Annotated in this window: 13 protein-coding genes; 6 read left to right on the plus strand and 7 right to left on the minus strand. The window is 46.5% G+C overall.

The window, feature by feature from the left end; all coding sequences use genetic code 11:
* Positions 1 to 80: 80 nt before the first annotated feature.
* From ACOJUO_RS09635 to ACOJUO_RS09650, 4 genes are all read right to left on the minus strand, one after another.
* Complete coding sequence (locus tag ACOJUO_RS09635) at positions 81 to 1,715, minus strand: IS1634 family transposase (protein WP_422137299.1); 1,635 nt, start codon at positions 1,713 to 1,715, stop codon at positions 81 to 83.
* Positions 1,716 to 1,758: 43 nt separating this feature from the next.
* Positions 1,759 to 2,697, minus strand: a complete 939-nt coding sequence (locus tag ACOJUO_RS09640) for a zinc ribbon domain-containing protein (RefSeq protein ID WP_422136514.1) — start codon at positions 2,695 to 2,697, stop codon at positions 1,759 to 1,761.
* Between the two features lie 106 nt (positions 2,698 to 2,803).
* Positions 2,804 to 3,199 carry an IS607 family transposase gene (locus tag ACOJUO_RS09645; RefSeq protein WP_422136515.1) on the minus strand — a complete coding sequence of 132 codons (396 nt, stop codon included), beginning with the start codon at positions 3,197 to 3,199 and terminating at the stop codon, positions 2,804 to 2,806.
* A 153-nt stretch (positions 3,200 to 3,352) separates the two neighbouring features.
* Complete coding sequence (locus ACOJUO_RS09650; RefSeq protein ID WP_422136516.1) at positions 3,353 to 3,586, minus strand: TA system antitoxin ParD family protein; 234 nt, start codon at positions 3,584 to 3,586, stop codon at positions 3,353 to 3,355.
* A 345-nt stretch (positions 3,587 to 3,931) separates the two neighbouring features.
* Here ACOJUO_RS09650 and ACOJUO_RS09655 point away from each other — a divergent pair, with 345 nt between their 5' ends.
* The 3 genes from ACOJUO_RS09655 (at position 3,932) to ACOJUO_RS09665 (ending at position 7,995) form a co-directional block, all read left to right on the plus strand.
* Positions 3,932 to 4,669, plus strand: coding sequence for a hypothetical protein (locus ACOJUO_RS09655; RefSeq protein ID WP_422139654.1), 738 nt, complete (start codon positions 3,932 to 3,934; stop codon positions 4,667 to 4,669).
* An 86-nt stretch (positions 4,670 to 4,755) separates the two neighbouring features.
* On the plus strand, positions 4,756 to 5,769 hold the full coding sequence (locus ACOJUO_RS09660; RefSeq protein ID WP_422132667.1) for an IS110 family transposase: 1,014 nt from the start codon (positions 4,756 to 4,758) through the stop codon (positions 5,767 to 5,769).
* A 348-nt stretch (positions 5,770 to 6,117) separates the two neighbouring features.
* Positions 6,118 to 7,995: a hypothetical protein gene (locus tag ACOJUO_RS09665; protein WP_422139655.1), complete on the plus strand. Its 1,878-nt coding sequence runs from the start codon at positions 6,118 to 6,120 to the stop codon at positions 7,993 to 7,995.
* A gap of 23 nt (positions 7,996 to 8,018) precedes the next feature.
* Here the strand turns inward: ACOJUO_RS09665 and ACOJUO_RS09670 are convergent.
* Together ACOJUO_RS09670 and ACOJUO_RS09675 are read right to left on the minus strand one after the other, a co-directional pair.
* Positions 8,019 to 9,079 (minus strand): IS630 family transposase gene (locus ACOJUO_RS09670; RefSeq protein WP_422136519.1). Its coding sequence is split into 2 segments (ribosomal slippage): positions 8,019 to 8,659 and positions 8,659 to 9,079, totalling 1,062 coding nucleotides; the frame shifts between segments, so codons are not numbered across the junction.
* 133 nt (positions 9,080 to 9,212) lie between these two features.
* A complete protein-coding gene (locus tag ACOJUO_RS09675) occupies positions 9,213 to 10,754 on the minus strand; it encodes an ankyrin repeat domain-containing protein (protein WP_422139656.1) in 1,542 nt (513 codons plus the stop codon).
* Positions 10,755 to 11,507: 753 nt separating this feature from the next.
* Between ACOJUO_RS09675 and ACOJUO_RS09680 the strand changes: the two genes are divergently transcribed.
* Positions 11,508 to 14,072: a hypothetical protein gene (locus ACOJUO_RS09680; protein WP_422139657.1), complete on the plus strand. Its 2,565-nt coding sequence runs from the start codon at positions 11,508 to 11,510 to the stop codon at positions 14,070 to 14,072.
* 40 nt (positions 14,073 to 14,112) lie between these two features.
* Here the strand turns inward: ACOJUO_RS09680 and ACOJUO_RS09685 are convergent, their stop codons facing one another.
* Entirely contained in the window at positions 14,113 to 14,775 is a 663-nt protein-coding gene (locus ACOJUO_RS09685; protein ID WP_422136522.1) for a hypothetical protein, read from the minus strand.
* Positions 14,776 to 15,149: 374 nt separating this feature from the next.
* Between ACOJUO_RS09685 and ACOJUO_RS09690 the strand changes: the two genes are divergently transcribed.
* The gene (locus ACOJUO_RS09690; protein WP_422139658.1) at positions 15,150 to 20,051 is read left to right on the plus strand and encodes a hypothetical protein; all 4,902 of its coding nucleotides are present in this window, start codon (positions 15,150 to 15,152) and stop codon (positions 20,049 to 20,051) included.
* A 211-nt stretch (positions 20,052 to 20,262) separates the two neighbouring features.
* Positions 20,263 to 25,197 carry a hypothetical protein gene (locus ACOJUO_RS09695; protein ID WP_422139659.1) on the plus strand — a complete coding sequence of 1,645 codons (4,935 nt, stop codon included), beginning with the start codon at positions 20,263 to 20,265 and terminating at the stop codon, positions 25,195 to 25,197.
* Positions 25,198 to 25,242 lie beyond the last annotated feature (45 nt).

Raw genomic sequence — 25,242 nt, forward strand, 5'->3', positions numbered from 1 at the left:
GAAGCCCTCACCCTTAATAACCTTGAAAGAACCTAATTTTTCGTCAATGGTATCGTTCCATCCGCCTTTCACCACCCCTATCAGGAATACATGGACTCGTAAAAAATGCCCAAAATTTGAATGATCGTCCACTGCCTTTCCTTCAAACCAACCACATGTTCCTCCTGATTATTGACCGTTAATACACTAAGCCCCTGAAAACAGAAAAATACCCATCTTGCTGTTGGGTTCTGGCAGGGCTTTTTTTTCTGGTCTGGAAATACACGACTTTGCTTTTTCAGTTCCTGCCTGATTCTGTGCTGGATAGCAGCATAGACCATCAGGCACAGAGTCATCACCATTAACAGGGCTTCAATACGTTCCGCTTTCTTCAAATAGAGCGAAGAGACCAGAAAGTCCGGGCTCTTCAGGAACCGAAAGCCGCCTTCAACTTTTTGTTGCGACTTATAGATAGACAACAGCTCAGAGGCATTCAAACTATTTTTATCCAGCTCATTGGTGCTTAGGATAAAACAACCCAGTGAGGCCTCTGCATGCTCCCTCTTCTCGCAGGAAACAAAGCATTCAGCCTGCACAAAGTACTCGAAGTGATCAGGCTTGCTATCCGGCGATGGTCTTCCTTTGCCCGAATAGCAGGGTTTACAGATAACCTCAGGCTCTGTTTCGCTTTGGCAAAGTTTCGATTGTTTCTGCCACAAGGCAAAAGCCTTCAATGCATCGTCCCGGCACAAAAAGGCCTTTTTGCTCAGCTTCTCCAGATCACGGGCCTCTTTCAATGACTGTTTTTGCATCTTTCGGGTCAGTGTTTTCCGTTCACTAAGCCCGCGCTTTTTGTTGAGAAACAGGAACCATCGTTGTTGAACCCCTCCGTAGCAGGAAGGCACTTCAGCTGAGTAATAATCTTCATAGCCTTCAACAGGCTCCAGCGACATGGTTGGCGCTTTGCAGACCAGCTCCTTTGCCTCCTTGATGTTCAGGGGTACCCGGGAGATAAACAGCTGCTTTTGCTCATCAAGCGACTGAAGGGTTTCTGCAACATACATGGCAGCATCAGCAACCAGATAGCGGCTATTCAAAGCAGCCTTAAAACATGACAGATGATTTTTGATAATTTCCTGAAAACAGGTTTTGTCGTTTACATTACCGCTGGCAGGGGCCATAAACACAGGGATGCCCGCCTGGTTTTCAGTCATTAACTGTAAGACTACCTGGTTCAGGTCAGGCCGGTGGTCACGGCTGTAACCTTGGCAGATATGAATACAGTTCAAGTCGTCTGGATTGTCATGACTGTTATAGACTCCATCCACATGAAAGCTGGTGCCATCCAGATTTAATGCCTTGCAAGGAAGTTTCAGATGATTGACGACCTTGACGGCCAGATTGAGATACAAGTCGCTAACACCAGCGTCGTACAAACTGTCGAGAGCCCGACCAAGTACCTTATCGTTCAAGTGTTCAGCCTGTATACCTTCCCCGATAAGGCGGTCAATCGGCTTATCCTCAAAAAACTCAGGGAGCATGTATAGAGTTTGCCCCGTAAAGCCCAAGCCATTGATGATCATTGCAACTACAGCTTGTCCAATAGTGACATTACGAACATCGGAGTCATTTGTGATACGGGCATCAATGTATTCGGCTATCTTTAACTCCCGACACATAGCGGCAACCAAGCCAAGGTGGTTGAGGTTCTTAGACTGGTATTGAGCTTGAGACATGTTGGTGTACCTGAATGTCTGTTTATTTCTTTGACAACAGATTTTAGGCAAATATCAATCGGTGTGGTGAAAGGCAGTTCCATGATTGAGTCTTGGATGTATAGGCTTCGTTGCAATCAACTACATGCTTTCCATACTTTTTTGCGCACCACTTAAGCCGAATTTTGAATTGGTAGTGATTGAGGTCAAGCATCTGGCGGCAGGTGTTACGGCGAATGGTGCGAACCTTCTTATCTTTGCGTGTGACCATACCTCTTGTCTCAAAGGTTGGCAAAAATACAACGTCGTAGTTCGACACCAGCTCGAACGCCAGCCGGTTATGCAGATCAAGAACAATGTCATCCTTTTTGCATTTCAGCCGGTCAATTTCCCTCTTGAAATGAATAATCCGATCTCTTGCCCACTGGGGCATGTCGGGGAACTTAACGCCCTTCTGAGTGTTCAGGATTTTTTGCTTTTGACTGATCAAGCTGTCCACTTGCTTCATCAGTGGGAACAGCTTTGTTTTTGCAACCTTATCACCCGCTATCAACGCCTCTTTTTCGCTGTAGCAAGTGGCAAAGGTGCGAACTCCGGGGTCAACTCCAACGCATCTAACCTTCCCTTGGATTTCGGGATTTAGTTCAATATGTTGTTGAACCTGAATGAACCAGCGACCTTTGTCGTAGGTTATGACACAAGACTTGCCAATCGCTTCTGCTGGCACATCTTCTGTCAGGTGAATCTTGCCAAGAGCCTGTACGCAGGGATTTAACCCCTTTGGCAAACGGTCAATAGAGAATGAGTGCCTGCTACCTTTGCGGCTTTTGAAACTGATTTCTGCAAAGCCCTCTTTAGCTCCCTTGAGCTTCTTGTTGTGCTCGCAGACCGCTTTGAATGTGGTCGCTGCCGCCAGTGTTCCATTATCAGAAACAAGCGAGTTATAAGCCCTGCCACTTTCTTTTTGCTCTTGCTTCACTTGAGCTTTAATGGCAGGTCGCATGTTGATGAATTTTCCGCTGGCATCTTTATAGTCATCATTGCGGAAACGCTCAACAGCAAGGTTGTACGACCTGCGATAGAGTATCAGGGCATCGTGATAGGCTTGCTTATTCTCTGGGTAAAACCTGATCTTTTTTGACGCTACTATCTTTGCGTCTTTTAGCAGATCGCTTCCCGTAGTGGCTATTGCAGAATGAGGTAATGAAACCGATAAGCTCTTGGGTGTCGAATGGCTCACAGGCGTTATCCGGGTCATCCAAAACCTCGATGTATCCTCCCGATAATTCAACAAGCCATTTGATGAGTCCAAACCCTGATCGGGCAAGGCGATCTTTCGTGGCAACCACAATATGGGTTGGATTTCCGCACACCGCTGATTCCAGAATGGTTTGCAGTCCTTTTCGCTTAAAGTTGAAAGCACTGGCAATGTCGCTGATAAATTCTGCATCAGGGTGCTCTTTGAGTAAGATACGCTTTTGGCTAGCTTTGTAGTTGAACCCCACAAGATAAATTCACCTTTTGACGATTTATCTTGTGTCTGGCGTAATTAATTTTGCGATTGTTGCAATTTTATTTGACTGCCCGATCTAAATCAATAATCTGGTTCTTGTGAAGTTTTTTCTTTGTTTTCATGAAGGTTATTGTTGCTACTACCTTCATTTCTCATCTTCCAGAAATTCATAATCAACCACTTCCCCTGAGTCCATTTCCGCCTTTGCAATAAGTATCCTTTCAACAAAGGAATAGGTTAAATCGGGGTTTTCCTCTAATATTTTTCCAATCTTAGCCCAGTGCTCTATTTGCTTGGGTGGGGTTCTACTCAGAGCCGAATCTACGATAGTAGCCTTTCGGACTAATTCATCATTAAGTCTCAATGGTGCAGAAGGCATGACAAATTCTCCAACTGATGATCATTCGTGATATGTAGCAGAGTACAATAAAAGTAGCAAATAGCTACAAAAAATCCCCGAGACTGGCAACAGACCCACAGTTTTAACCGGGTAGTCTTCCAACACTTAACAGAGCAATGGATGGAACTAATTATTGGATTAACAGTCAAATGTTATAGAGATTCGTCTTTATTCAGTCAGGTCGGTACTGCAAAGACAGGAATGAGAAAATCAGCTTCAGGGTTTTTCTTTGTATTAAAGATCTGAACGCTGATTTTCCAGAACATATGGTATTTGGCTGTCCTGTAATGGTTCCAACATACGCCCACAATGGAGGTAGGTAAAATGGATTTTTATCAGTTAAAAGGTTTGACTCAACAGCTGCATGAATTGAAGGTGGTGCAACCCAATGGCTTTTCAACAGAAGCAGAAGATGACTCCACCCAGTTCCTCGGCAGGCAGGTAAAGCGACAGGATGGCACCACCGCACAGACAGAAAAAACTGCTCGAAAAAGAACGGCAAATACAACAGACGACCCTTTACTGCCCGGTAAATTTCGTAAAAGAATGCCAGAAACTGAAGTTTTACCTATGAAAAATGAGCAATTAATGTCAGAGGGATTCTTCATTGCTACCGGGAGTAAACCGCTATCTGAACGGCAGGTTAATCTTGAGACACAACCCTTTGATTCAAGAGCTGTAGCTATACAGATGGCCGCCAGGAATCTGGTGAGTCAATTTCAACTTGAGGCAATAGAAAAGTCACCAACCAATGAAGTGCAATGTGCCGTTTTCCTTGAGTGCCTGAAACTTGATGTTGAGAAAACGGTATTAAAGCTGAACAAAACAAAAACTCTAAACGGGGCTGAAAAACTTCGGATTATGTTGGCTGCTGAAGAAGAACATAAAGGACCACTTCACGAGGTTTATTGGACACTTTTGAGGATTCCTTTATCCATCGGATTTGAGAAGGCAAAGAACCTCTTTCAAAGTCTTCCTGATACGCCTTCTCTGTCAGAGGTGCACAATCTAATTAATGAACAGTTGACAGCATTAGACCCTCAAATAAAGGTCAGGGACTAATGGGATGGTCCGCCCCTCCTAAACGGCTTCAAATGAGCCAAAATGGAGTTAACCATTTAAACAGGATTAACCGGAGCGAACCACCCATGACTATTTCAGTACTTGGTATCGATATTGGCAAGAACAACTTTCACCTGTTTGGTGTTGATGACCAGGGTAGCAAAGTCATCAGAAAGAAGTTGTCCAGGAAGAACCTTCTGGAGTACGTGGCAAATCTGGAGCCATGCATTATCGCTATGGAAGCTTGTGGTGGTGCTCACTATTTGGCTCGGTTATTCAAGAACTATGGGCATACTGTCAAGCTGATTTCACCTCAATTTGTCAAGCCTTATGTCAAGACCAACAAAAATGACTACAACGATGCTGAAGCGATTGCAGAAGCAGCTTCACGGCCCAGCATGCGTTTTGTACCTGTTAAAACGTCAGAGCAGCAGGCCTGGCAACTTCTGCACCGCTATCGTCAACAAGCGGTTGATCAGAGAACTGCCCTGGTTAACCAGATCCGGGGGTCACTATTGGAAGAAGGTATTGTGGTTGCCCAGGGTATTGGTAAAGTTCGTGCACAGCTTCCACGAATTCTGGAAGATGCTGAAAATGGACTCCATTCGCTGACTCGTGAGCTGCTACATGGTTTATCAGAAGAGTTGGCCAGTCTTGACAAGCGTATTCAACAGTATGACCAGAAAATTCAGGAGCTGGCTGAAAACGACGACGAATGTCGTCGAATGATGACTATGCCGGGTATCGGAGCCATCACTGCCACAGCATTGAAGGCAGCCGTTGGTGATGCGACGTATTTTAAATCTGGTCGACACCTTGCCGCATGGTTGGGATTAGTTCCAAGACAGCATTCCACAGGCGGTAAGTCAGTCCTGCTGGGCATCAGTAAACGGGGTGATAAATACCTGCGCACATTATTGATACACGGCGCACGTTCGGTACTCCACTGCCTCAAAAATAAGGATGACCGCTGTAAAAAATGGGTTAGCCAACTTAATGAGCGCAGCAATCACAACGTTGCCGCCGTTGGTCTGGCTAATAAAATGGCTCGGATTGTCTGGGTCATCATGACCCGAAATGAAGTTTACAAGGCTGCATAATGAGGTAAAGGCGGCAGCGGCAAAGTAAAGCATAAGCTTAATCAAAGGGGACCCCCCCCGCAGATTGCGATGAGCATGTACAGTTGATGGCAAACAGGTAAAAACCGGCAACCTGAAACCTGATAGGAGCCTTGGCCCTTGAGGCCGTCGGACTGATAAGGCCAGGTTGCGCGGATACCCATCAGGGCCAGAGGGTTAGACCTCATGAATAGGCCGTATATATGATTGCAGTTATCTTTGTTTGCTAATTAACAAAACAGGCTCTTGCAAAACGGGGCGGACCATATAAGGCTCCTAGAGATCCGGCAAACCCTAACATCCGAAAATAACGAGCTTTCTAGAGGATTGTTGAGTGAAGTTGACAGTATTGAAGAAAAATATATCCCAAGAGTTGGATGGGATGGCAATTTATCAGACCATGATGATTATGTCGAATTCAAAATCTATTCAAGAAGATTGCTGTATCTCTATGCAGCCTGTTACGGTTTTTCACAGCAGGGTGATATTGCTGAGTTAATGTCGTACATTAAATCTGTTCTTTATATCATCGAACCAAGTAACTCCTTTCCAGATAACATCTGGCATATTGCTAAAGAGCTGGCCTATTTGTCGAAACAACCCGGCTCCATCGATTATTGTCACTATATTAGTACCCTGGCCCATTGTTTGAAAACACCGGCACCTGTCGCCTTACAGTTTAAAAATCTCAAACAGCTCAGTGATATCAAAGGGTTCGCTTTACTTGAAAGCAAACCGCTGGACAAGTATCTAACCGTACTCAGAGCAAACATTGATAAGATAGCCCCGGAATATTCGCGGGTATTGCTCGATGCAGTTGACGTTCTGGAAAAAGAATGTGCCGGTATATCACTACCTGAAGGCAAGTCTGATATCAAAGCGAAAGTGCATCGACTTTTAATGATTATTGCCGCCTGCAAATCATCCAAAGAAATAATGGATACTTCAATATTGGTTCATTTTGTCACGGCCATCATGGAACATGGCAATAAAAAAAATATACCTTATCTAATCGCTGGGCTGGCCCGTCTGGTTCAGAGTACCCCGAAAATACAGAAAATACTGGGTGCCCCCGGAATCAGTGGCGGACCGCATTTGCGAATGGCGCCGCTGCAATGGCTGGCATTTGTACCCGATAGACTCTCAGAAGATGACATCGAGGAACTCTGTCAATCTTTGCAAGCTCCCAGCGCCAGCAAGAGCAGGCGACGGATGAAAGATGGCAAGATTTTCCACCAATGGCTGTCTACCCTTGAGCAGATGTTGGCCAGCGAGGTTATGAATAAGGCCATGGTAATGCCGATCCTGAAAAAGCTTACCCAAAGTCTGACTTATGAAAAACTGGGCTGGCTTTATATGTTATTCAACATGGGATACAGGTTTACTGCATTTCTGGACAGAATGGGCTTGAGCTGTCAGAAGGAAGGATTACCATTGATGATCGCTGAAAAAGGGGCTGACGCTTTGGTGGGAGTGAATAAAAAGTTCTCAAAATGGCTAATGAAACAACGACATCACCATCTCCTGCCTTTTTACATGGCATCAATGATAGAACAGGGGAATGCAGCAGTTATAGACCTTACGCATCAGTTTATAGAGACCAGTGTTAACAGTACTTTTATTCAGAGCAGGCAGTCAACATTGAACAATCCACACTTGCAGGCCGTTTACAAGAAATACCCCCGATTTGAAGCAGGTTGGGGAGCGAACTTCAGTGGCTTCAGCGAGGAAACCCGAAACAAGCTCTTGTCCCAGGGGGAAACCCTGAAGCTGACAGAAGACCCCTGGGATCTTTTTATCAGTGGGCTTGAAGTTAAAAGCTGCATATCACCAGACGGCCTACATAGTTATAGACGTGGACTGATGAGCTATGTGATGGATGGACGCAATGCCATGATTGTCATAAAGAACCAAAAAGGAAATATCCTCAGCAGAAGTGTTATTCGCATGGTGCTGGACCAAGATGATAGCCCTGCGTTATTGCTTGAAAAAGGCTATCCCGATCAGAGTAATTTATTGTTCATCGATGCCGCACGGGACATTGCTGACGAGATGGAGCTTCCTCTTTACCGCTGCGTGGATGCAAAAAAAGGTGAAAAAGTGAAAGTTCTGGAAGGAAGGGCGCCTTTCGATTACTTTGACGAGTTTCTGTCAACAAAAGAGAGGCAGGAACTTACGATTACCAAAGTACAACGTGATGTAAGGTAGTCACAACGGATGCTTCTAGTACATCACTCCGATTTGATCGTCGGGTAAAGCTTCTTGAGTTTTACCCGAGCATCCTCGGTCGTAAATCGCCATTCCATTTTGCTTTCTACACCATTACGCTGGGACTCCCACGCTTCAATCTCTGCCATGTTGAGCCAGCTTCCATGCTTGGGTGTATAGATGATTTCCAACTTACTGGCCAACCGATGAGCCTCTCCTGGTTCAAAGGCTTTATAAAGAGATGCAGGTGTATGTGTGTTCAGGTTATCCATGACAAGACGGATGACATCAGCTTTTGGGAAGTGAACATCAACCAGCTGTTTGATCTGGTGAGCCCAGTCGCAGGCAGTTCGGCTATCAGTCACCTCGATATGTCGCCAACCTTCCAGTGGCGCAAAAAACATGAAGAGAGAACTCACACCATTGCGCTCATACTCATTGTCATATTTTAGGGGTTGGCCAGGCTTCATAGGGAGTGGAGTCCTGACCTCCAAAGTATGCTGCTTACTGCTCTCATCCATACAGATCAGTGGTCGATTCGGATCATGTGGTTGTTGATAAACATCCAAAACACGTTCCATAGCGCAAACAAATTCTGCGTTCGCTTTTTTTGGAATACACCACTCCTTTTTCTGCCAAGGCTTCAACTCGTTTTTTTTAACTCTCGGCCAATGGTTTGATGCGAGATGAAATCGACATGCTCCAACTCAACTATACGGTCAGCGAGAAGCTGTAGCGTCCAGCGGCTATGACCTTCTGGTGGTGTTGAGCAAGCCAGAGCTGTCAATGCCGCCTGCTGCTCCCCCTGGAGTTTTCTTGGGCGGGCAATGCCATTGAACTTGCTATTAACAGCAATATCCAGCCCTTCAAGTACACAGCGTTTGCGTGTTCTCTGAACCGTTTTCGTTGAAACACCACAGGTTTGGCTGGTCTGGAGCTCCGTCAGTTTTGGCCCGTTTTCATCGAGACACAGGAGGATCTGTGCATGAATACGTTTATGCTTGGCCACCTTGGTTTGGTGAATGAGGTCTTTTAATTGCTGCTGTTCGTCTATGGACAGGCGGATACGGTATTGAGCTGGCATAGGTCACCCTGATCTGAATCAGGGAGAATAATGCCAGAATGGAAAATTCCGGCATTGCTGCAGGACAAAGAAATTTGAGTTATGTACTAGGCTCCTCAGGTGTCAACCGCTATCCCCAAAACCACTGCCCGTATCACTCACCATCTGGACCGTCATCGCCGCCATAGCTACCGAAATGGTAGGAATGACCATAGATACTATCTGGTTCCTTTTCTTTCACCTTGTATGCAGGCACCCGCCAGGCACCACGTTTCACCAGCTTTTCGAGGATATAGCGGTTCTGATGGGCTTCACTGTAGTAGTGAGCATAAGTGTATGCCGTCCACCGAGAGGGGGGGCACGGTAGGGAGGTGGTGGTGTAAGCATTAATATTTTCTACAGCACCCGGGGTGTTAAGAAGGGTTTCCATGGTATGGGTGTTACCTTTTTTTGCTGCCAGTATCAGGAGCGTTTTACCTGACTGTGTCTTACAGTTAAGATCAAAAAGTCGCCGCCCGGCAGAATCTTTCAAATTCACCAGATACTTCGTTGCTGCTGCCGGGTCACGATAGTTCATCACTACATCTATCATAAGCTTGGAACCTATCTGTTCTTGTTTTAATGCGCTGACCAGATGAGAGTTTTTCAGCAACTGATTGCAAAATAACTGACAATTTCTCAAGACTGCATGTTGAAAGGCATAAACGGCAAGTAACTTTGTCTGACCGTTTGCCAACTTAATCTGAGCTTCAGGCTGATTTTCGAGGGCTTTTAAAGTAAGTTCCCTCTGTTGCTGATCGGTAATCTTGTAATCCCCCCAGGCGCTAAAAATCAGCATCAACAAATGAAAATCAGATTTGTTTTGTTGATGCACAGTGGCTTTTTCCTCAAGCAGTAAACTAACCATTGACCAATGATTCGCCTTGGCGGCTGCAATTATTGGCGTGTCGCCACTTTTAGGGCTTTGATGGTTGATATCAACACCCGCCTTTCTCAACAGACTTTCAAGGACTACTAGATTATTGGCAACGGCTTTTCTGTAGAGCCTTTGACCGGATTCCGTTCGGGCAAAAGATTGAAGCAGCTGTTCAACTTGTTGCGCTTGACTGCTCACCAAACTCGCAGGCGAAAAATTATGAGTTGATTTTTTGAAGAAATTATCAACTGCTTTTGTTACCAATCCATTCAGCTTGCGCCTCATGAAGAAACCAGGACTTTTGCCAGAACCACCATCGGGCTTAATTTCCGGGCTGAGAGCTTTTTGAAGCAGTATCGTTTCCAGCAGTGCTTTAGCTTTATCATTGTGAGATCCTTTTCTTCCTCCAGTCTGCTGAACTCTATCGCCATGCAAAAGTGAGGGATCTGGTAATGATAATTCTTCGAGCTGTTCGCGCAATCTACTGTCAGACTCTGAATGAAATTTGTCTCTGTTAGTTGTTGCACAGCTGGTGTATTCCATTGCATTTGCGAACCGGGGGGACATATTCCTGCCTTCAGTCGTCATTCGATCAGCAAGTGGAACTGCCGCTGGGTATGAAGGATGCCTTCCAACAACGGGTGGTGAGTAGCCAGAGCTGCCAGCGCCGACGCAGGTGCTGGCACGACCCTGAAAATTACCCGGTTGATTACGTTTACTGTTTGCACCAGAGACTGGGCTAAGGACAGTACCCGCTTTTAAGTTTGTGGCTGGCTGCATTATTCGTTCCTCCCTTCCTGATTAATCGCATTAATTATATTGATCCTAAGATTTTGACTCGAAAATGCATCAAAAAGTTCCCTGATTCAGTTCGATTTAAATTGAGGACAAAAGGTTCTCCTGTTTCACAGCGAGGTATTTTCATAATCTCCTGATTTTTCTGGCTTCGGGGAGTGCGCCAATACTTAAACTGAGCACAGCCTGATAATGGATGGAACTAATTATTAGCTAAAATGTCTGAATTATTATGAGTCTCGACTCAATCGTCTTATATCTCCGCCTGCCCGGCTCGATTGGGCAATGCTTCCAAAGTCTGACTTACGAAAAATTATTTTTTGCACAGCATGGGCTTCAGCTGTCAGAAGGAAGGATTACCATTGTTGATCGCCGAAAAAGGGGGGGAGTGTTCTGGAGGGAGAAAATAAAGCGCTCTCACTTTGACTCGATCAAAGGAGAGACAGGCAGTGACGTTTACCAATGTAAAACGTGATGTAAGGTAGCCAGATGCTTGTCCAGTGAATAAGTACTCAACCATACGAAATCATATTTTCTGACTTATTGTTCAGGCACTCGCGGCAACTGCTCCTGCGTTGCTCTAGCTCCTGCATCCATGCAGTCGTGATGCGTTGCAACTCTGGTCACATAGCTTGCTATGTTCCCGTTGTTGCGCCTTGCAGAGCAGCTGCCTAATAAGCCAGAAATATTCGATTCCGTATGGCTGAGTACTTATGCCTACCGTACCGCTGAGGTAAAATGAATTTTTATCGTTTAAATGGTCTGACACTACAGCAGCTGCATGCATTAATCATGGAGTCATCCATTGGCTTTTCAGCAGAAGGTGACTCCGTTCAGTATCTTGGCTGGCAGGTACAGCTGCATGATGGCATTACCTTACTGTCTGAACAAACCCTCAATACCGATGGCAGTAAACAGCTGTTTGAACGGCTGGTTAATCTTCACCCTGATCTTGTCAATCAATTACCCGGTTCAAAAGTAGAAGCTATAAAAAGAGCTGCCAGCAATCTGGTGGAAAAATTTCATGATGGGGCAATAGAAAAGTCTCCAACCAAAGAGGTGCAACGGGCTGTTATTAATGAGCGCATGAGATTGGATGCTTCGAAGACGGTAAAAAAGTTATTCGAAAAAAAAATTTTAAGCGCGGCTGAAAAACTCCGGATTATGTTGGCTGCTGAAGAAAAGTTTGAATTGCCAGCGGAAATGGTCGCCCGGTACCTTGAGAGAATTCCTTTGTCCATCCGATTAGAAGAGGCAAAGAACCTGTTTCAACGCCTTCCTGATAAGCCTTCTCTGGCAAGGGAGGACAATGAAATCAATGAAAAGCTGACAGCACTAAACCCTGTAGAGGATGACAAACTGGTCAAGGACGGACTTCTGCAGATAAGGCAAATCCTTGAATCGGAAAATAACGAACTTTCCAGACAGTTGCTGAGTGAAGTTGACAATATTGAAAAAGAATTTCTTCCAAGAGTTGATGCGGATGGCTATTTACCAAGCATTTTTGTTGATGATGATTTCAAATTCTACACAAGAAGATTGTTGTATCTGTATGCAGCCTGCTCCGGTTTTTCAAAAGAGGCTGATATTACTGAGTTAACGTCGTACATTAGATCGGTTTTGTATACCGCTGATTCAAATAGCATCTGGCATATTGCTAAAGAGCTGGCCTATTTGTCGAAACAACCTGATTCCATTGATTATCACCACTATATTGATACTGTGGCAAATATCTTGAAAGCACCTGCTCCTGTTGCCTTACAGTTTGAAGAACTCAAACAACTCAGTGATATCAATGGGTTTGTTCTACTTGAAGGCAAACCGCTGGCCAGTTATCTGAGGGTACTCAGAACAAATATTGATAAAACGACCCCGGACTATTCACAGGTATTGCTCCGTGCAGTTGACGATCTGGAAAGCAGATTGGCTGCTCTATCATTGCCTGAAGGCAAACCCGATATCAAAGCGAAAGTGCATCGACTTTTAATGATCATTGCCGCCTGCAAATCATCCAAAGAAATAATGGCTGCTTCAGTATTGGATCATTTTGTCAGGGCCATTATGAAACATGGCAATAAAAAAAATATTCCCTATCTCATCGGTGGGTTGGCCCGTCTGGTTCAGAGTACCCCGAAAATACGGCAAATACTGGGTGAGCCCGGAATCAAAGGTGGCGATCATTTGCGCATGGCCCCGCTGCAATGGCTGGCATTTGTGCCCGATATCCTCTCAGAAGATGACATTGAGGAACTCTGTGAATCTTTGCAGGCTCCCAGCGCCAGCAGGAGCAGGCGACAGATGAAAGATGGCAAGGTTTTCCATCAGTGGCTGGTTACTCTGGAACGGCTATTGGCCAGCAATGATATGAATAAGGCAATGGTAATACAGACCCTGAAAAAACTCACCCAAAGCCTGACGTATGAAAAACTGGGTTTGCTCTACATGATATTCAACATGGGAGACAGGTTTAATCAATTTCTGGACAGCATGGGCTTAAGCTGTCAGAAAGAAGGATTGCCATTGTTGATCGCCGAAAAAGGGGCTGACGCTTTAGTGGGAAAAAGTAAGGAGGTCTCACAATGGCTATGGAAACAACGACATTATCATCTCCTGCCTTTTTACATGGCAGCAATGGAAGAATATGGAAATAGAGAAGTTACAGATCTTATCCATCAGTTTATAGAGGCCAGTGCCAGCAATACTTTTACTGTGCGCAGGCAGTCACCGCTGAACAATCCACACTTGCAGGCCGTTTACCGGAAATACCCCCAATTTAAAGCAGGTTGGGGCGCGAACTTCAGTGACTTCAGTGTGGAAACCCGAAACAAGCTGCTGTCCCCGGGAGAAACCCTGAGGCTGACGGAAGACCCCTGGGATCTTTTTATCAGTGGTCTTGAAGTTCGCACTTGCCTGACACCGGACGGCGCTCAGGATTACAGCAGAGGACTAATGAGCTACGTGATGGATGGACGCAATGCCATGATTGTCAGAAAGAGCGCCAAAGGAGATATCCTCAGCAGAAGCGTTATTCGTCTGGTGTTTGATCGGGATGATCGCCCTGCGTTATTTCTTGAGAAGGCCTACCCCGATAAGAGTGATTTATTATTCATTGATGCCGCACGGGACATTGCCGACGAGATGGAGCTACCGCTTTATCACCGCGCGGATCCTAAAAAAGGTGAAACAGGTGAAGAAGTGAAACTTCTGGAAGGAAGGGCACCTTTTGATTATTTTGACGCATTCATGGTATCGAAGGAGAGACAGGAAGTTACGATTACCAATGTACAATATGATGTAAGGTAGCCATAACGGATGCCTGTCCAAAAATGGTTGCTTACAGTACTTATGCAAAGTATGTCGACTTATAAAAGTTATCGTTATTAATCAATTCGCATAATTCAGCCAGATGGGGACCATAAGCTGAACCTTTTGTTTTTTTGCACTCAAAATACCTTTGTATTGCAAGAGTTACATCTTCATCATGTTGGGAAGAAAATTTTTCAGCAATTTCAGAGCAATCATGATCATCACAAGTGAATAAATGATAAATTTCTTTTCTTATTTTGGCCAGGTTCTCATTTTCGAAAAACACTCCGCCCCATACGCCGATCATTATGTTAATTATCTGATGATAAACAGGGATTTCCCAACTAATCATATGGCTTTTAGAGGATAGAAACTCATCAACTTTTTGCTCAAAGTATACTGTTGATAAATTATTCCTTATTAGATTTGCTGCAGTCCCTGCTTCAACCGGAGTAAGTGTTTCCAGACTTTTATACCAGGTTTTATAGGCTTTTTTGGTAACCAGCGCCAAATCTTTAACTTTTGCTCTTTGAGAGATTTCGGGTGACTCATTCAATGCACTTTGGATAGAGTCAAACAATTCGGGCATTTTTTGAGTTGAAAATCGGTAATATAATTTATTCAGCTCCTCATTAGCATACAAAGCATTGCACGATAATATGGTCCATGCACATAACATTTGAGTCAGTGTTTTTAACATTTTTGAATACTCCTTAAAGTTGATTGCCTTTAAGGATATGCATCATTTGCCAGTTTTCAACCTAAGGCCAGATTCTCCTGAAAATTTTCTATTGATGCATTATTTTTCGTAAATGTAATCTTAACAATTTTCAAATAATGAGATGTGTCATGGCAAATCTGCAACACAGGTCGCGGCTAAACTAAACCGATAAATTTTGGAAAAAATTCTTTAATCTCTATCTGGGCTTTATTGAGCCCGAGGATATAAAAAGTCAGTAAATTAGCCCTGATAATGGCTGAAACTAATTATTGGATAAACTGTCTAAATCAATAATGGATTCGGTTTGACTCCAAAAGTTCAGAATTACAAGGACAGTAGTGAGGGCTAAAAAAATGGATTTGTTCCCTATCAACGCAGGAAAAGTACGGGCGCCTTTTGAAGACTCAAGGTTATCTGAAAATATTGATAAGACAGGCAGCGCTTTTGCCAGAAAAGTGAGAATAAGTGGAGAGTTAATGCCCACAGATGTGGCTTCTGCAAAGTGGGTTGACGCAGACAATAATGATTTCTCGCACAAGACCGGGCACAAACGGGCCGCTACTGATATTCTCCCGAAAATAATAGAGACAGAGCTGGAAACGCTGACCATTGAACCGGTAAAACGTCCGAAAATAGCTGCAACCGAAACAGCCCATTGGCCGGTCATTGATCAATCGTTGATTGAATCTACTCAGGTAGCGAAAACGGCCTTGCTTCAGCCTTATTGTCCTGAAGGCATTGCGCCTCCTGCACAGGCAATTGCCCGCGAGGTTCATGGTGTCCAGCACAGTTGCCGGACGGCAATCTGGGCAGTAGCCCTGTTGCAACAGCGTAAACTGCACGGCGATCGCCTGGCGCGGGAATTTCCCGACCAAATGATACCTCTGCTAATCAAAACCTGCCTGTTTCACGACACGGGCCGTGAAGGCGATGGGTTCGATACGTTGGAGTGGGAGCGGGCCAGTGCTGACAACCTGAGGGAACACCTGCGCAACTTCGGCGTGGATCAGTCCCTGGCCTGGCAGTGTGGTGAAGCCATTTGCCACAAGGATAACCCTAAGGGCTGCGAGCATCTGCCCGAGGCGATACAGACCCTGCGCAGTCTGCTCCACGATGCAGATACGCTGGATGTTATGCGGGTCAGAGAAAGTTTTTACATGGATCGGCTGGAGTGTTTTTCTGACTGTCAGGATGATCAGCAGAGGCAAGAATGGCGCGAGCTGGCCGAAGAGGTCTGCCGGGTGATTGCCAGGCAGGGGGACCTCTGGTATCCGATCAAGTTGCAGGACAGTGACGCAAGCTGCGAACATTTCTTCAGCATCGGTGCCGCCAGCCAGTGTGAAAACACCAAAAAGCAGTGGGAGCACCACCCTTCGCCCTTCAGTTATGAGCTGTTTAGCATAGGTGAGCAGTCCGGTGTTGTCCGGGAGTTGATTAGGCCCTATACCGGACAGCTGACAGAACCTCTGGAATCATCCTTCTCCCTGTCAAAACTGACCCCGCAGAGTGTGGCCATGGAAGAATGCCAGAGCAGCACCTGGCCAGCAGGGCTTTACAGCGATCCTGTTAGCCAACAGGTTTATTCCATCAAACCGGCGAGCTGTGAGTTAAGTGCCCGCAACCAGCTACTGATGGCCAACCTCGCCGGGCTGCTGGGCATCGCAGTACCTCAGAGTTTTGTCCATGAAGAGCAGGGTCATTTTTATGTGGCCAGCCCTGTCCCCAGACAATGGCAGGATAAGCTCAAAGGCGGGGAAGCGACGCTGCGCTCTCTGTCTCAAGAGCAGTGGGCCAGATTATTGCTGGTCAATGTGATTGTCGGTAACGAAAAAATGGTCAACAGTGCCTGGGAGGGCATTGAACTGACCCCGGAAGGGGAGCCAGTCATGTTCCACTGGGATTATGCCGGGATGGCAACTCGCTACCCGTGTCCTGAAAAACCAGAGCCCGCCTCGAAAACAGATGATTTTTCCTCCATGCCCTTGCTGCTGAATAAACTGCGGAACCCTCAGGCACCCCCCATGAACACGTTGCTGATCGACAATCCCTGCGTTGATATTCTTGCACAATTAAAGGATGACTTACTGGGCCATACCCTGAAAGATATCCTGCGGCAGGTTGACTGGCAGGTCCTGGACCGGCAGATCGAACACAGCGGTTTTCTGCCCGGTGACCGCAGCTGGTTACGGCAGACTATTCATGATCGCATTGCCTGGCTGACCACCCGCTTTCCCAACAGCCTGGAGGCGGGTGAGCGGGTATCCATGGCGGAATACAAGGCGATAGAGGCGGCGGGTATCCGTGGCGGTTGGCTGCCGGTCAAAGGCCGCGATATCCGGGGCGGGCAGATCGGTATCAGCCAGTTACTGGATGCCAATGGCCAACCCATCACCCGGATGACCCTCAAGCTGTCCCGGGAAGCGGGCAATAAACTGGCTGATAACCTGGCCCTGGAACGGGGATTGCACCGTCTGGCCAGCCGGGTTAAATATACCAACTCTGCCCTGAACAGACATTACCGCGACTGGCGCAGCGACCTGATCAGCCTGGCCAATGACTGTGAGGGCTTGGCGGAGCAGTTAACCGGAGATAAAACACGATGGCACGAAAGGAACCAGGATACAATTGATAATACCGTGAGGATTCTGCAGGACATTGCTAACAAGTGCCGGGCGTCGTTAGCCGCCGACCGGCCTTCCATTGCAAAACTGCCAACCATCGAAACTCCTCTGCCTTTCCCGGCCTTACCTGCAAGAGTCAGTTCAAGAACCGGCAAAAACGTTGAAGCAAAAGTGCAACTGGCGGAATTCAGCCACGGTTTTGCCAAACTGACAGGCAAGAGTGTCGGTTATTTGAGTCCGGAACAACTGGATGCTGCCTACCTCAGTGACCCACCGGTTCGGGCAGTAGAACTCGAATCGACCGTCTGTGGAGGCGGCAGTATTCTGTTTTCTCCCCCGAGCCTGCCTGAGGCCATGAGCTTTGAAAATCAGCTGACCCTCACCTTTAGGGGACACAGCAAAGCAGTGGTTGAAGCAATGTTCAGGGAACTGGCAGAGCTGGGTATTGGTGGAGAGCGGCCGGATATCAACGACTTGGAAGAACAATGGCTGGACGCCCTGGCCGATTACCACGGCTGCCTTGGTGATATGAACCTTGATGTGGCAGTGGATATCAATACCCCGGTAAAAACCCGCAAAAAAGCCTTTCTTAAAGAATTACTGAACTTCAGTGATGAAGAATTGCTCAATTGGGAAAACCACTGTCGTATTCGTGCAGGGCGTCTGGTGTTCTACCGCCCAGGGTTGCCCCATGGCATTGAGACAAACCCTGCCGGGAAGTTCTGCTCCGTACACGATACAAACTTTCATGCGCAGCGGCAAAGGAACAGTGAAGAGGTTGTGGCCGGTAGCCTGGAGAATGATGCTACCCTGAGCTCCTTTGAACGACGTACCCAGATTGGGATGGAACCGCTTGGGCATGAAAGTGCCGTGGCTTCGGCACGCAGGATGAAATGCAACACCGAATACACATTTTCCCGAGTCATAGCGGTGCTGGTGGATAATTCCGGGTACCGCTGTGGTGGGGTTACGTGTTTGCTCCTGACTTCTGCAACACTCGGCCGTATGGATGCACAAATTTATGCCGATCAAAGCCAATACCTGGCGGATTTCTCTGGTTTGGAGTCCTTCGCCCGTAACGAGAAAATTATCGCTCAGTCAACCGATGACTACAGACGTGTGATTCAGGACGATGAGACACAGGAAACCCGTTTTGCCAATCCTCTCTCCTTGTTTGACGAGTTGCACAAACTTGAGATTAGTTCTCCTGAAAGACACCGGCAATTGCTGGGTACACTAAAGAAACGCTTTAGCCACTGGCCCGACGGGCGCCGACTGGAACAGATTTTTCCGCAATCCTGGTCAGCCTTTTATCATGAGATAACCCGTAAAGGCAGCCAGTTTGACGAAGGCATCAAAAGTCTCGTCAAGGCTTGCGGCGAAGAGCGCATACAGTCGTTGTTTGAGCAAAACCCACAACTGTTGAAGGGCAGGCTGGATTCCCTGGATGGCTTTAATCTGAATGGGTGGATGTGTGCTCTTGAAGGGTTTGATTGCAGCGGCTGTTCAATGAATGGCACAGTGTTGCAATCCTTTCTTTTTTGGGAATGTAAATTCAATACAGAGCTGTTAAACAGAGCCATTGTTAAAGGTTGCTTTTTCACCGAATGCTCTTTTGAGGGTAAGCGGTTTTCATCATCGATATTAGACAATGTCCGTTTTAACCCTGAATCTGGGAGGGATGACCTGGCGTGTGAAAGAACACGCCAGCTTTCCCGGATCTTATATCAGTCGTGTGTTAATCAGCACAATAAGTTTAATCTGGAACAATGGCTGAAGGTGATGCTTAAAAGTAGTTTTCTACAATCCTGTTCTGCACCACTGGATGATTTAACCCAGGATATTCTGTCCCAACATATGGATGAAATTTCCAGAATCTATCCAAAGCAACTTTGTGAAATTATTTATGAACTTTTTTTCATTAATTTTCAAAATACTGCCAATGCGATAAATTTTGTCTGGAATAATCCTGGATTCTATGATCACAAAATCAAAGATCTCAAAGATTTTTATTTTGATTTCAGAAGCATCTTCCTGAAAGAAGGAGATTCTAAGATAGGGTTATCAGGTGATCCATTTGGAAGATTTTTTACGTCCGATTATGGACCAGACAAAAGTTATTCCCGGGAAGCGCTTTTGGCGCTTATGTTAAATGTTATTAACCTTGTTCTGTTTCCTGAATCCAATGATAAATACATAGACTTTGACGTCAATGCCAACAGTGCGGATGAGCATGACGGTTGCTTGAAGGCCATTCCTGAGGTAGGTAGCGAAGGTACACAAAGCAACACAGATGGCCTGCCTCTGGTTGAAATGCAACGTTATAAAGCTCTTCTCTGTAAATCTCAGCTTAAAGAATACCGGAACCGTATTCATCGGTTCTGGAAAGAATGCTCAGAAAAGAGTCAATTAACAATAGCCAAACACTGTTTGCTTCATCAAAATGTTGTCGTTAGCCCCAAAACAACCAAGCAATTTAGAGATTTGTTGTCTCAAGACCACGACGAGCAATATTGGCAGGAAATCTATCGCGCTAACATGGATAAACATAAAAAAAATGAGGATGAATTGAATCGCTTGCTTTTGGAAAATTTTGGAGAGCAGGACCAAACCAACTGGTTAGGTACTTATTGAGCTTGAATTGCCTGCCTTCCTCAATGTGGCATTTTTAACAATAGGCAAGGTGATGTTGCGATTCGGCAGGTGTGGAGCCAATCTCACAGTTTTGCCCAGCCTTCACAGAATGGATGGAACTAACTGACTGGATAAACTGTCTAAATCAATAATGGATTCGGTTTGACTCCAAAAGTTCAGAATTACAAGGACAGTAGTGAGGGCTAAAAAAATGGATTTGCTCCCTATCAACGCAGGAAAAGTACAGGCGCCTTTTAACGACTCAAGGTTATCTGAAAATATTGATAAGACAGGCAGCGCTTTTGCCAGAAAAGTGAGTATAAGTGAAGAGTTAATGCCCACGGATGTGGCTTCTGCAAAGTGGGTTGACGCGGACAATAATGATTTCTCGCACAAGACCGGGCACAAACGGGCCGCTACTGATATTCTCCCGAAAATAATAGAGACAGAGCTGGAAACGCTGACCATTGAACCGGTAAAACGTCCGAAAATAGCTGCAACCGAAACAGCCCATTGGCCGGTCATTGATCAATCGTTGATTGAATCTACTCAGGTAGCGAAAACGGCCTTGCTTCAGCCTTATTCTCCTGACAGCATCGCGCCTCCTGCACAGGCAATTGCCCGCGAGGTTCATGGTGTTCAGCACAGTTGCCGGACGGCAATCTGGGCAGTAGCCCTGTTGCAACAGCGTAAACTGCACGGCGATCGCCTGGCGCGGGAATTTCCCGACCAAATGATACCTCTGCTAATCAAAACCTGCCTGTTTCACGATACGGGCCGTGAAGGCGATGGGTTCGATACGTTGGAGTGGGAGCGGGCCAGTGCTGACAACCTGAGGGAACACCTGCGCAACTTCGGCGTGGATCAGTCCTTGGCCTGGCAGTGTGGTGAAGCCATTTGCCACAAGGATAATCCGAAGGGCTGCGAGCATCTGCCCGAGGCGATACAGACCCTGCGCAGTCTGCTCCACGATGCAGATACGCTGGATGTTATGCGGGTCAGAGAAAGTTTTTACATGGATCGGCTGGAGTGTTTTGCTACTTGTAAGGATGATCAGCAGAGGCAAGAATGGCGCCTGCTGGCCGAAGAGGTCTGTCAGGTGATTGCCAGGCAGGGTGACCTCTGGTACCCGACCAAGTTGCAGGACAGCAATACAGACCTCGAACATTTCTTCAGCATCGGTGACCCCAGCTTGTGTGAAAACACCAAAAAGCAATGGGAGCACCACCCTTCACCCTTTAGTTACCAGTTGTTTAGCATAGGTGAGCAGTCCGGTGTTGTCCGGGAGTTGATTACGCCTTATACCGGACAGCTGACAGAACCACAGGAATCGTCCTTCTCTCTGGCAAAACTGACCCAGCAAAGTGTGGCCATGGAAGAATGCCGGAGCAGCACCTGGCCAGCAGGGCTTTACAACGACCCCGTTAGCCAACAGGTTTATGCCATCAAACCGGCGAGCTGTGAGCTAAGCGCCCGCAACCAGCTACTTATGGCCAACCTCGCCGGGCTGCTGGGCATCACAGTTCCGCAAAGCTTTGTCCATCAGGAAGAGGGTCATTTTTATGTAGTCAGTCCTGTTCCCAAACAATGGCAGGGCAAGCTCAAAGGCGGGGAGGCAACGCTGCGCTCTATGGCTCCAGAGCAGTGGGCCAGATTAATGCTGATTAATGTCATTGTCGGTAATGAAAATATGGTGAACAGTGCCTGGGAAGGCATTGAGCTGACCCCGGAAGGGGAGCCGGTCATGTTCCACTGGGATTATGCCGGGATGGCGACCCGCTACCCGTGCCCGGAGAAACCAGAGCCTGACCCCAAACCGGATGACTTTTCTTCCATGCCTTTGCTGCTGCAAAAACTGAGAAACCCTCAGGCACCTTCCATGAACTCGTTGCTAATCTACAACCCTTGCGTCGATATTCTTGCACAATTAGAGGATGACTTACTGGGCCATACCTTGAAGGATATCTTGCGGCAGATTGACTGGCAGGTCCTGGACCGGCAGATCGAACACAGCGGTTTTCTGCCCGGTGACCGCAGCTGGTTACGGCAGACTATTCATGATCGTATTGCCTGGCTGACCACCCGCTTTCCCAACAGCCTGGAAGCGGGTGAGCGGGTATCCATGGCGGAATACAAGGCGATAGAGGCGGCGGGTATCCGTGGCGGTTGGCTGCCAGTCAAAGGCCCGGATATACGGGGCGGGCATATCGGTATCAGCCAGTTACTGGATGCCAATGGCCAACCCATCACCCGGATGACCCTCAAGTTGTCCCGGGAAGCGGGCAATAAACTGGCTGACAACCTGGCCCTGGAACGGGGATTGCACCGTCTGGCCAGCCGGGTTGAATATACCAACTCTGCCCTGAACAGATTTTACCGCGACTGGCGCAGTGATCTGACCAGCCTGGCCAAAGACTGTGACGGCATGGCGGAGCAGTTAACCAGAGATAAAACACGATGGCACGAAAAGGATCAGGATAGCATTGCTAATACCGTGACGATTCTGCAGGACATTGCTAGCAAGTGCCGGGCGTCGTTAGCCGCCGATCTGCCGTCCATCGCAAAACTGCCAACCATCGAAACGCCTCTGCCTTTCCCGGCCTTACCGGCACGAGTCAGTTCAAGAATCGGCGAAGAAGTTGAAGCAAAAGTAGAGCTGGCTGAATTCAGCCACGGTTTTGCCAAATTGACAGGCCAGAAGGTCAGTTATTTGAGTCCGGAACAACTGAAGGTTACTCGCCTGAGTGCCTCACCGGTACGAGCCGTTGAGCTCGAATCGGTCGTCTGTGAAGGCGGCAGTATTCTGTTTTCTGCTCCGAACCTGCCAGAAGCCCTGAGCTTTGAAAATCAACTGACCCTCACCTTTGGGGGACACAGTAAATCGGTGGTTGAAGCATTGTTCAGGGAACTGGCAGGGCTGGGCCTTGGTGCGGAGCGACCGGATACCACCGACCTGGAGGAGCAATGGCTGGACGCCCTGGCTGACTGCCATGGCTGCCTTGGTGATATGAACCTTACCGTGGCAGCGGATCTCAATGCGCCGGTAAACATCGGCAAAAAAGCGTTTCTTAAAGAATTGCTGAACTTCAGTGACGAAGAACTGCTTGATTGGGAAATCCATTCTCGTATTCGCGCAGGACGTTGGGTGCAATTGCGTCCGGGGTTTCTCCATGGCATTTCGGCGACCCCCGCCAGAAAGTTCTGCCCCGCGCACGATACAAAATTTTGTGCAGATCGGGAAGGAAAAGAAGAACGATTTGTGACCGATAGCCTGAAAAATGACGCTACCCTGAGTTCCTTTGAACGACGTACTCAGATCGGGATAGAACCCGCTTGGCATATCCATCCCAGCGCTTCGTTGGCCAGAATGAAATGCGACACCGGTTATGCATTTACCCGAATCATCGAGGACGGCGAGCTGGCGGATTATTCAGAGCGGATTCATGAAGATGGGATCATGTGTATGAAATTGACTTCTGAAACACTCGGCCGTATGGATGCAGAAGTTTATGATAATCAATGCCAGTTTAATAAGGCTCTTGGTTTGGACGCCTTTGCTCGTAATGAGAAAATCATCAAGCAGTCAAACTGTGACTACCAGAGTTTGATTCAGCTCAATAATCCAGCTAATCCACAGGAGACTCGTTTTTCCAACCCTCTGTCCTTGTTTGACGAGTTGAACCTGCTTGATATCAGCTCTAGCGAAAGTCAGCGGCAATTGTTGTCTATTTTGAAGAAACGCTTTAGCCACTGGCCTGATGGGCGTCCGCTGGAACAGCTTTTTCGGAAATCCTGGTCAGCCCACTACCATGAGTTAATCTCCGAAGACAGTTCGGTTGACGAAAACATTAAAAATCTCATCAAGGTCTTTGGTGAAAAGGGTATTCAGTCGCTGCTTGAGCAAAACCCAAAACTGTTGGAGGGAAGATTGGATTCCCTGGATGGTATAGAGCCGAAAGGGAGCCTGCATAAGGGATGGATCAAGCGTAAATTAACCGGGATTGATTTCAGCCGCTGTTCAATGAACGGCACGGTGTTGAAATCCGTTTCATTTGACGAGTGTAAATTCAATACAGAGCTGTTAAACAGTGCCATTATTGAAGATGGTACTTTCACCAACTGTTCTTTTGAAGGTAAGCGGTTTTCATCATCGATATTAGACAATGCCCGTTTTGACGTTGAAAGTAATAAGGATGGCCGGGTATGTGAAAGTACACACCGGCTTTCCCAAATCCTGTATCAATCGTGTGTTAATGATGACAATAAGTTCAATCTGAAACAATGGCTGGAAGTGATGGGGAAAAGTCATTGTCTGCGCTGCGGTCCAACACCATTGGACGATTTGAGTCGGGATATTCTATCCCAACATATTGAAATAATTAAAAAAAGTTATCCACAGCAACTTTCTGATATTATTTATGGGTTTTTTTCCATTAGATTTGAAAATGCTGCCAATGCAATAAGTTTTGTTGAAAATAACCCGAAATTCTATGATCGCAAGATCAAAGATCTTAAAGACTTGTATTTTGAGTTCAGAACCATCTTCCTGAAAGAAGGAGAATATTGTAGTCAAGGTAGTCCATTTGCACACTTATTTGGCCTCCATAATGTTAAACGCGATGATTATTCCCGGGAAGCGGTTTTGGCGTTGATGTTAAATGTTATTAACCTTGTTCTATTTCCTGAAGCCAATGATAAATACATAGACTTTGGCATCAATGGCAACAGCGCGGATGACCATTGCTTGAAGGCTATTCCAGAGGTAAGTGGCGGAAGTACACAAAGCCACTCAATCTCATGCCCGGAAACAGATGATGAGTCTCTGGATAGAATGAAACGTTACAAAGCCCATCTTTGTATGCATCGCCTTACAGAGTATCGGGAATATATTCATCAATTCTGGGAAGAATGCTCTGAAAAGAGTCAAGTAACAATAGCCAAACACTGTTTGCTTCATCAAAATGTTGTCGTTAGCCCCTTAACAACCAGGGCATTTTTTAAGTTATTGTCTAAAGAACACTGCGAGAAAAATTGGCGCGACATCTATCTCGCTAACATGAGTAAGCATATAGGAATTGAGTATAAGTGGCGTATGTTGCTTGTGGATAAAATTGGGGAATGGGCCAAAACCACCAAATTTTATTAAGTTCGAATGGCCTGCCCTCCTCAACACCTCCTGCCATTCGGCAGG

Origin of the sequence: Endozoicomonas sp. ALC020 (assembly GCF_049275935.1) — a bacterium.
In the GTDB taxonomy this organism is placed as follows: Bacteria; Pseudomonadota; Gammaproteobacteria; order Pseudomonadales; family Endozoicomonadaceae; genus Endozoicomonas_A.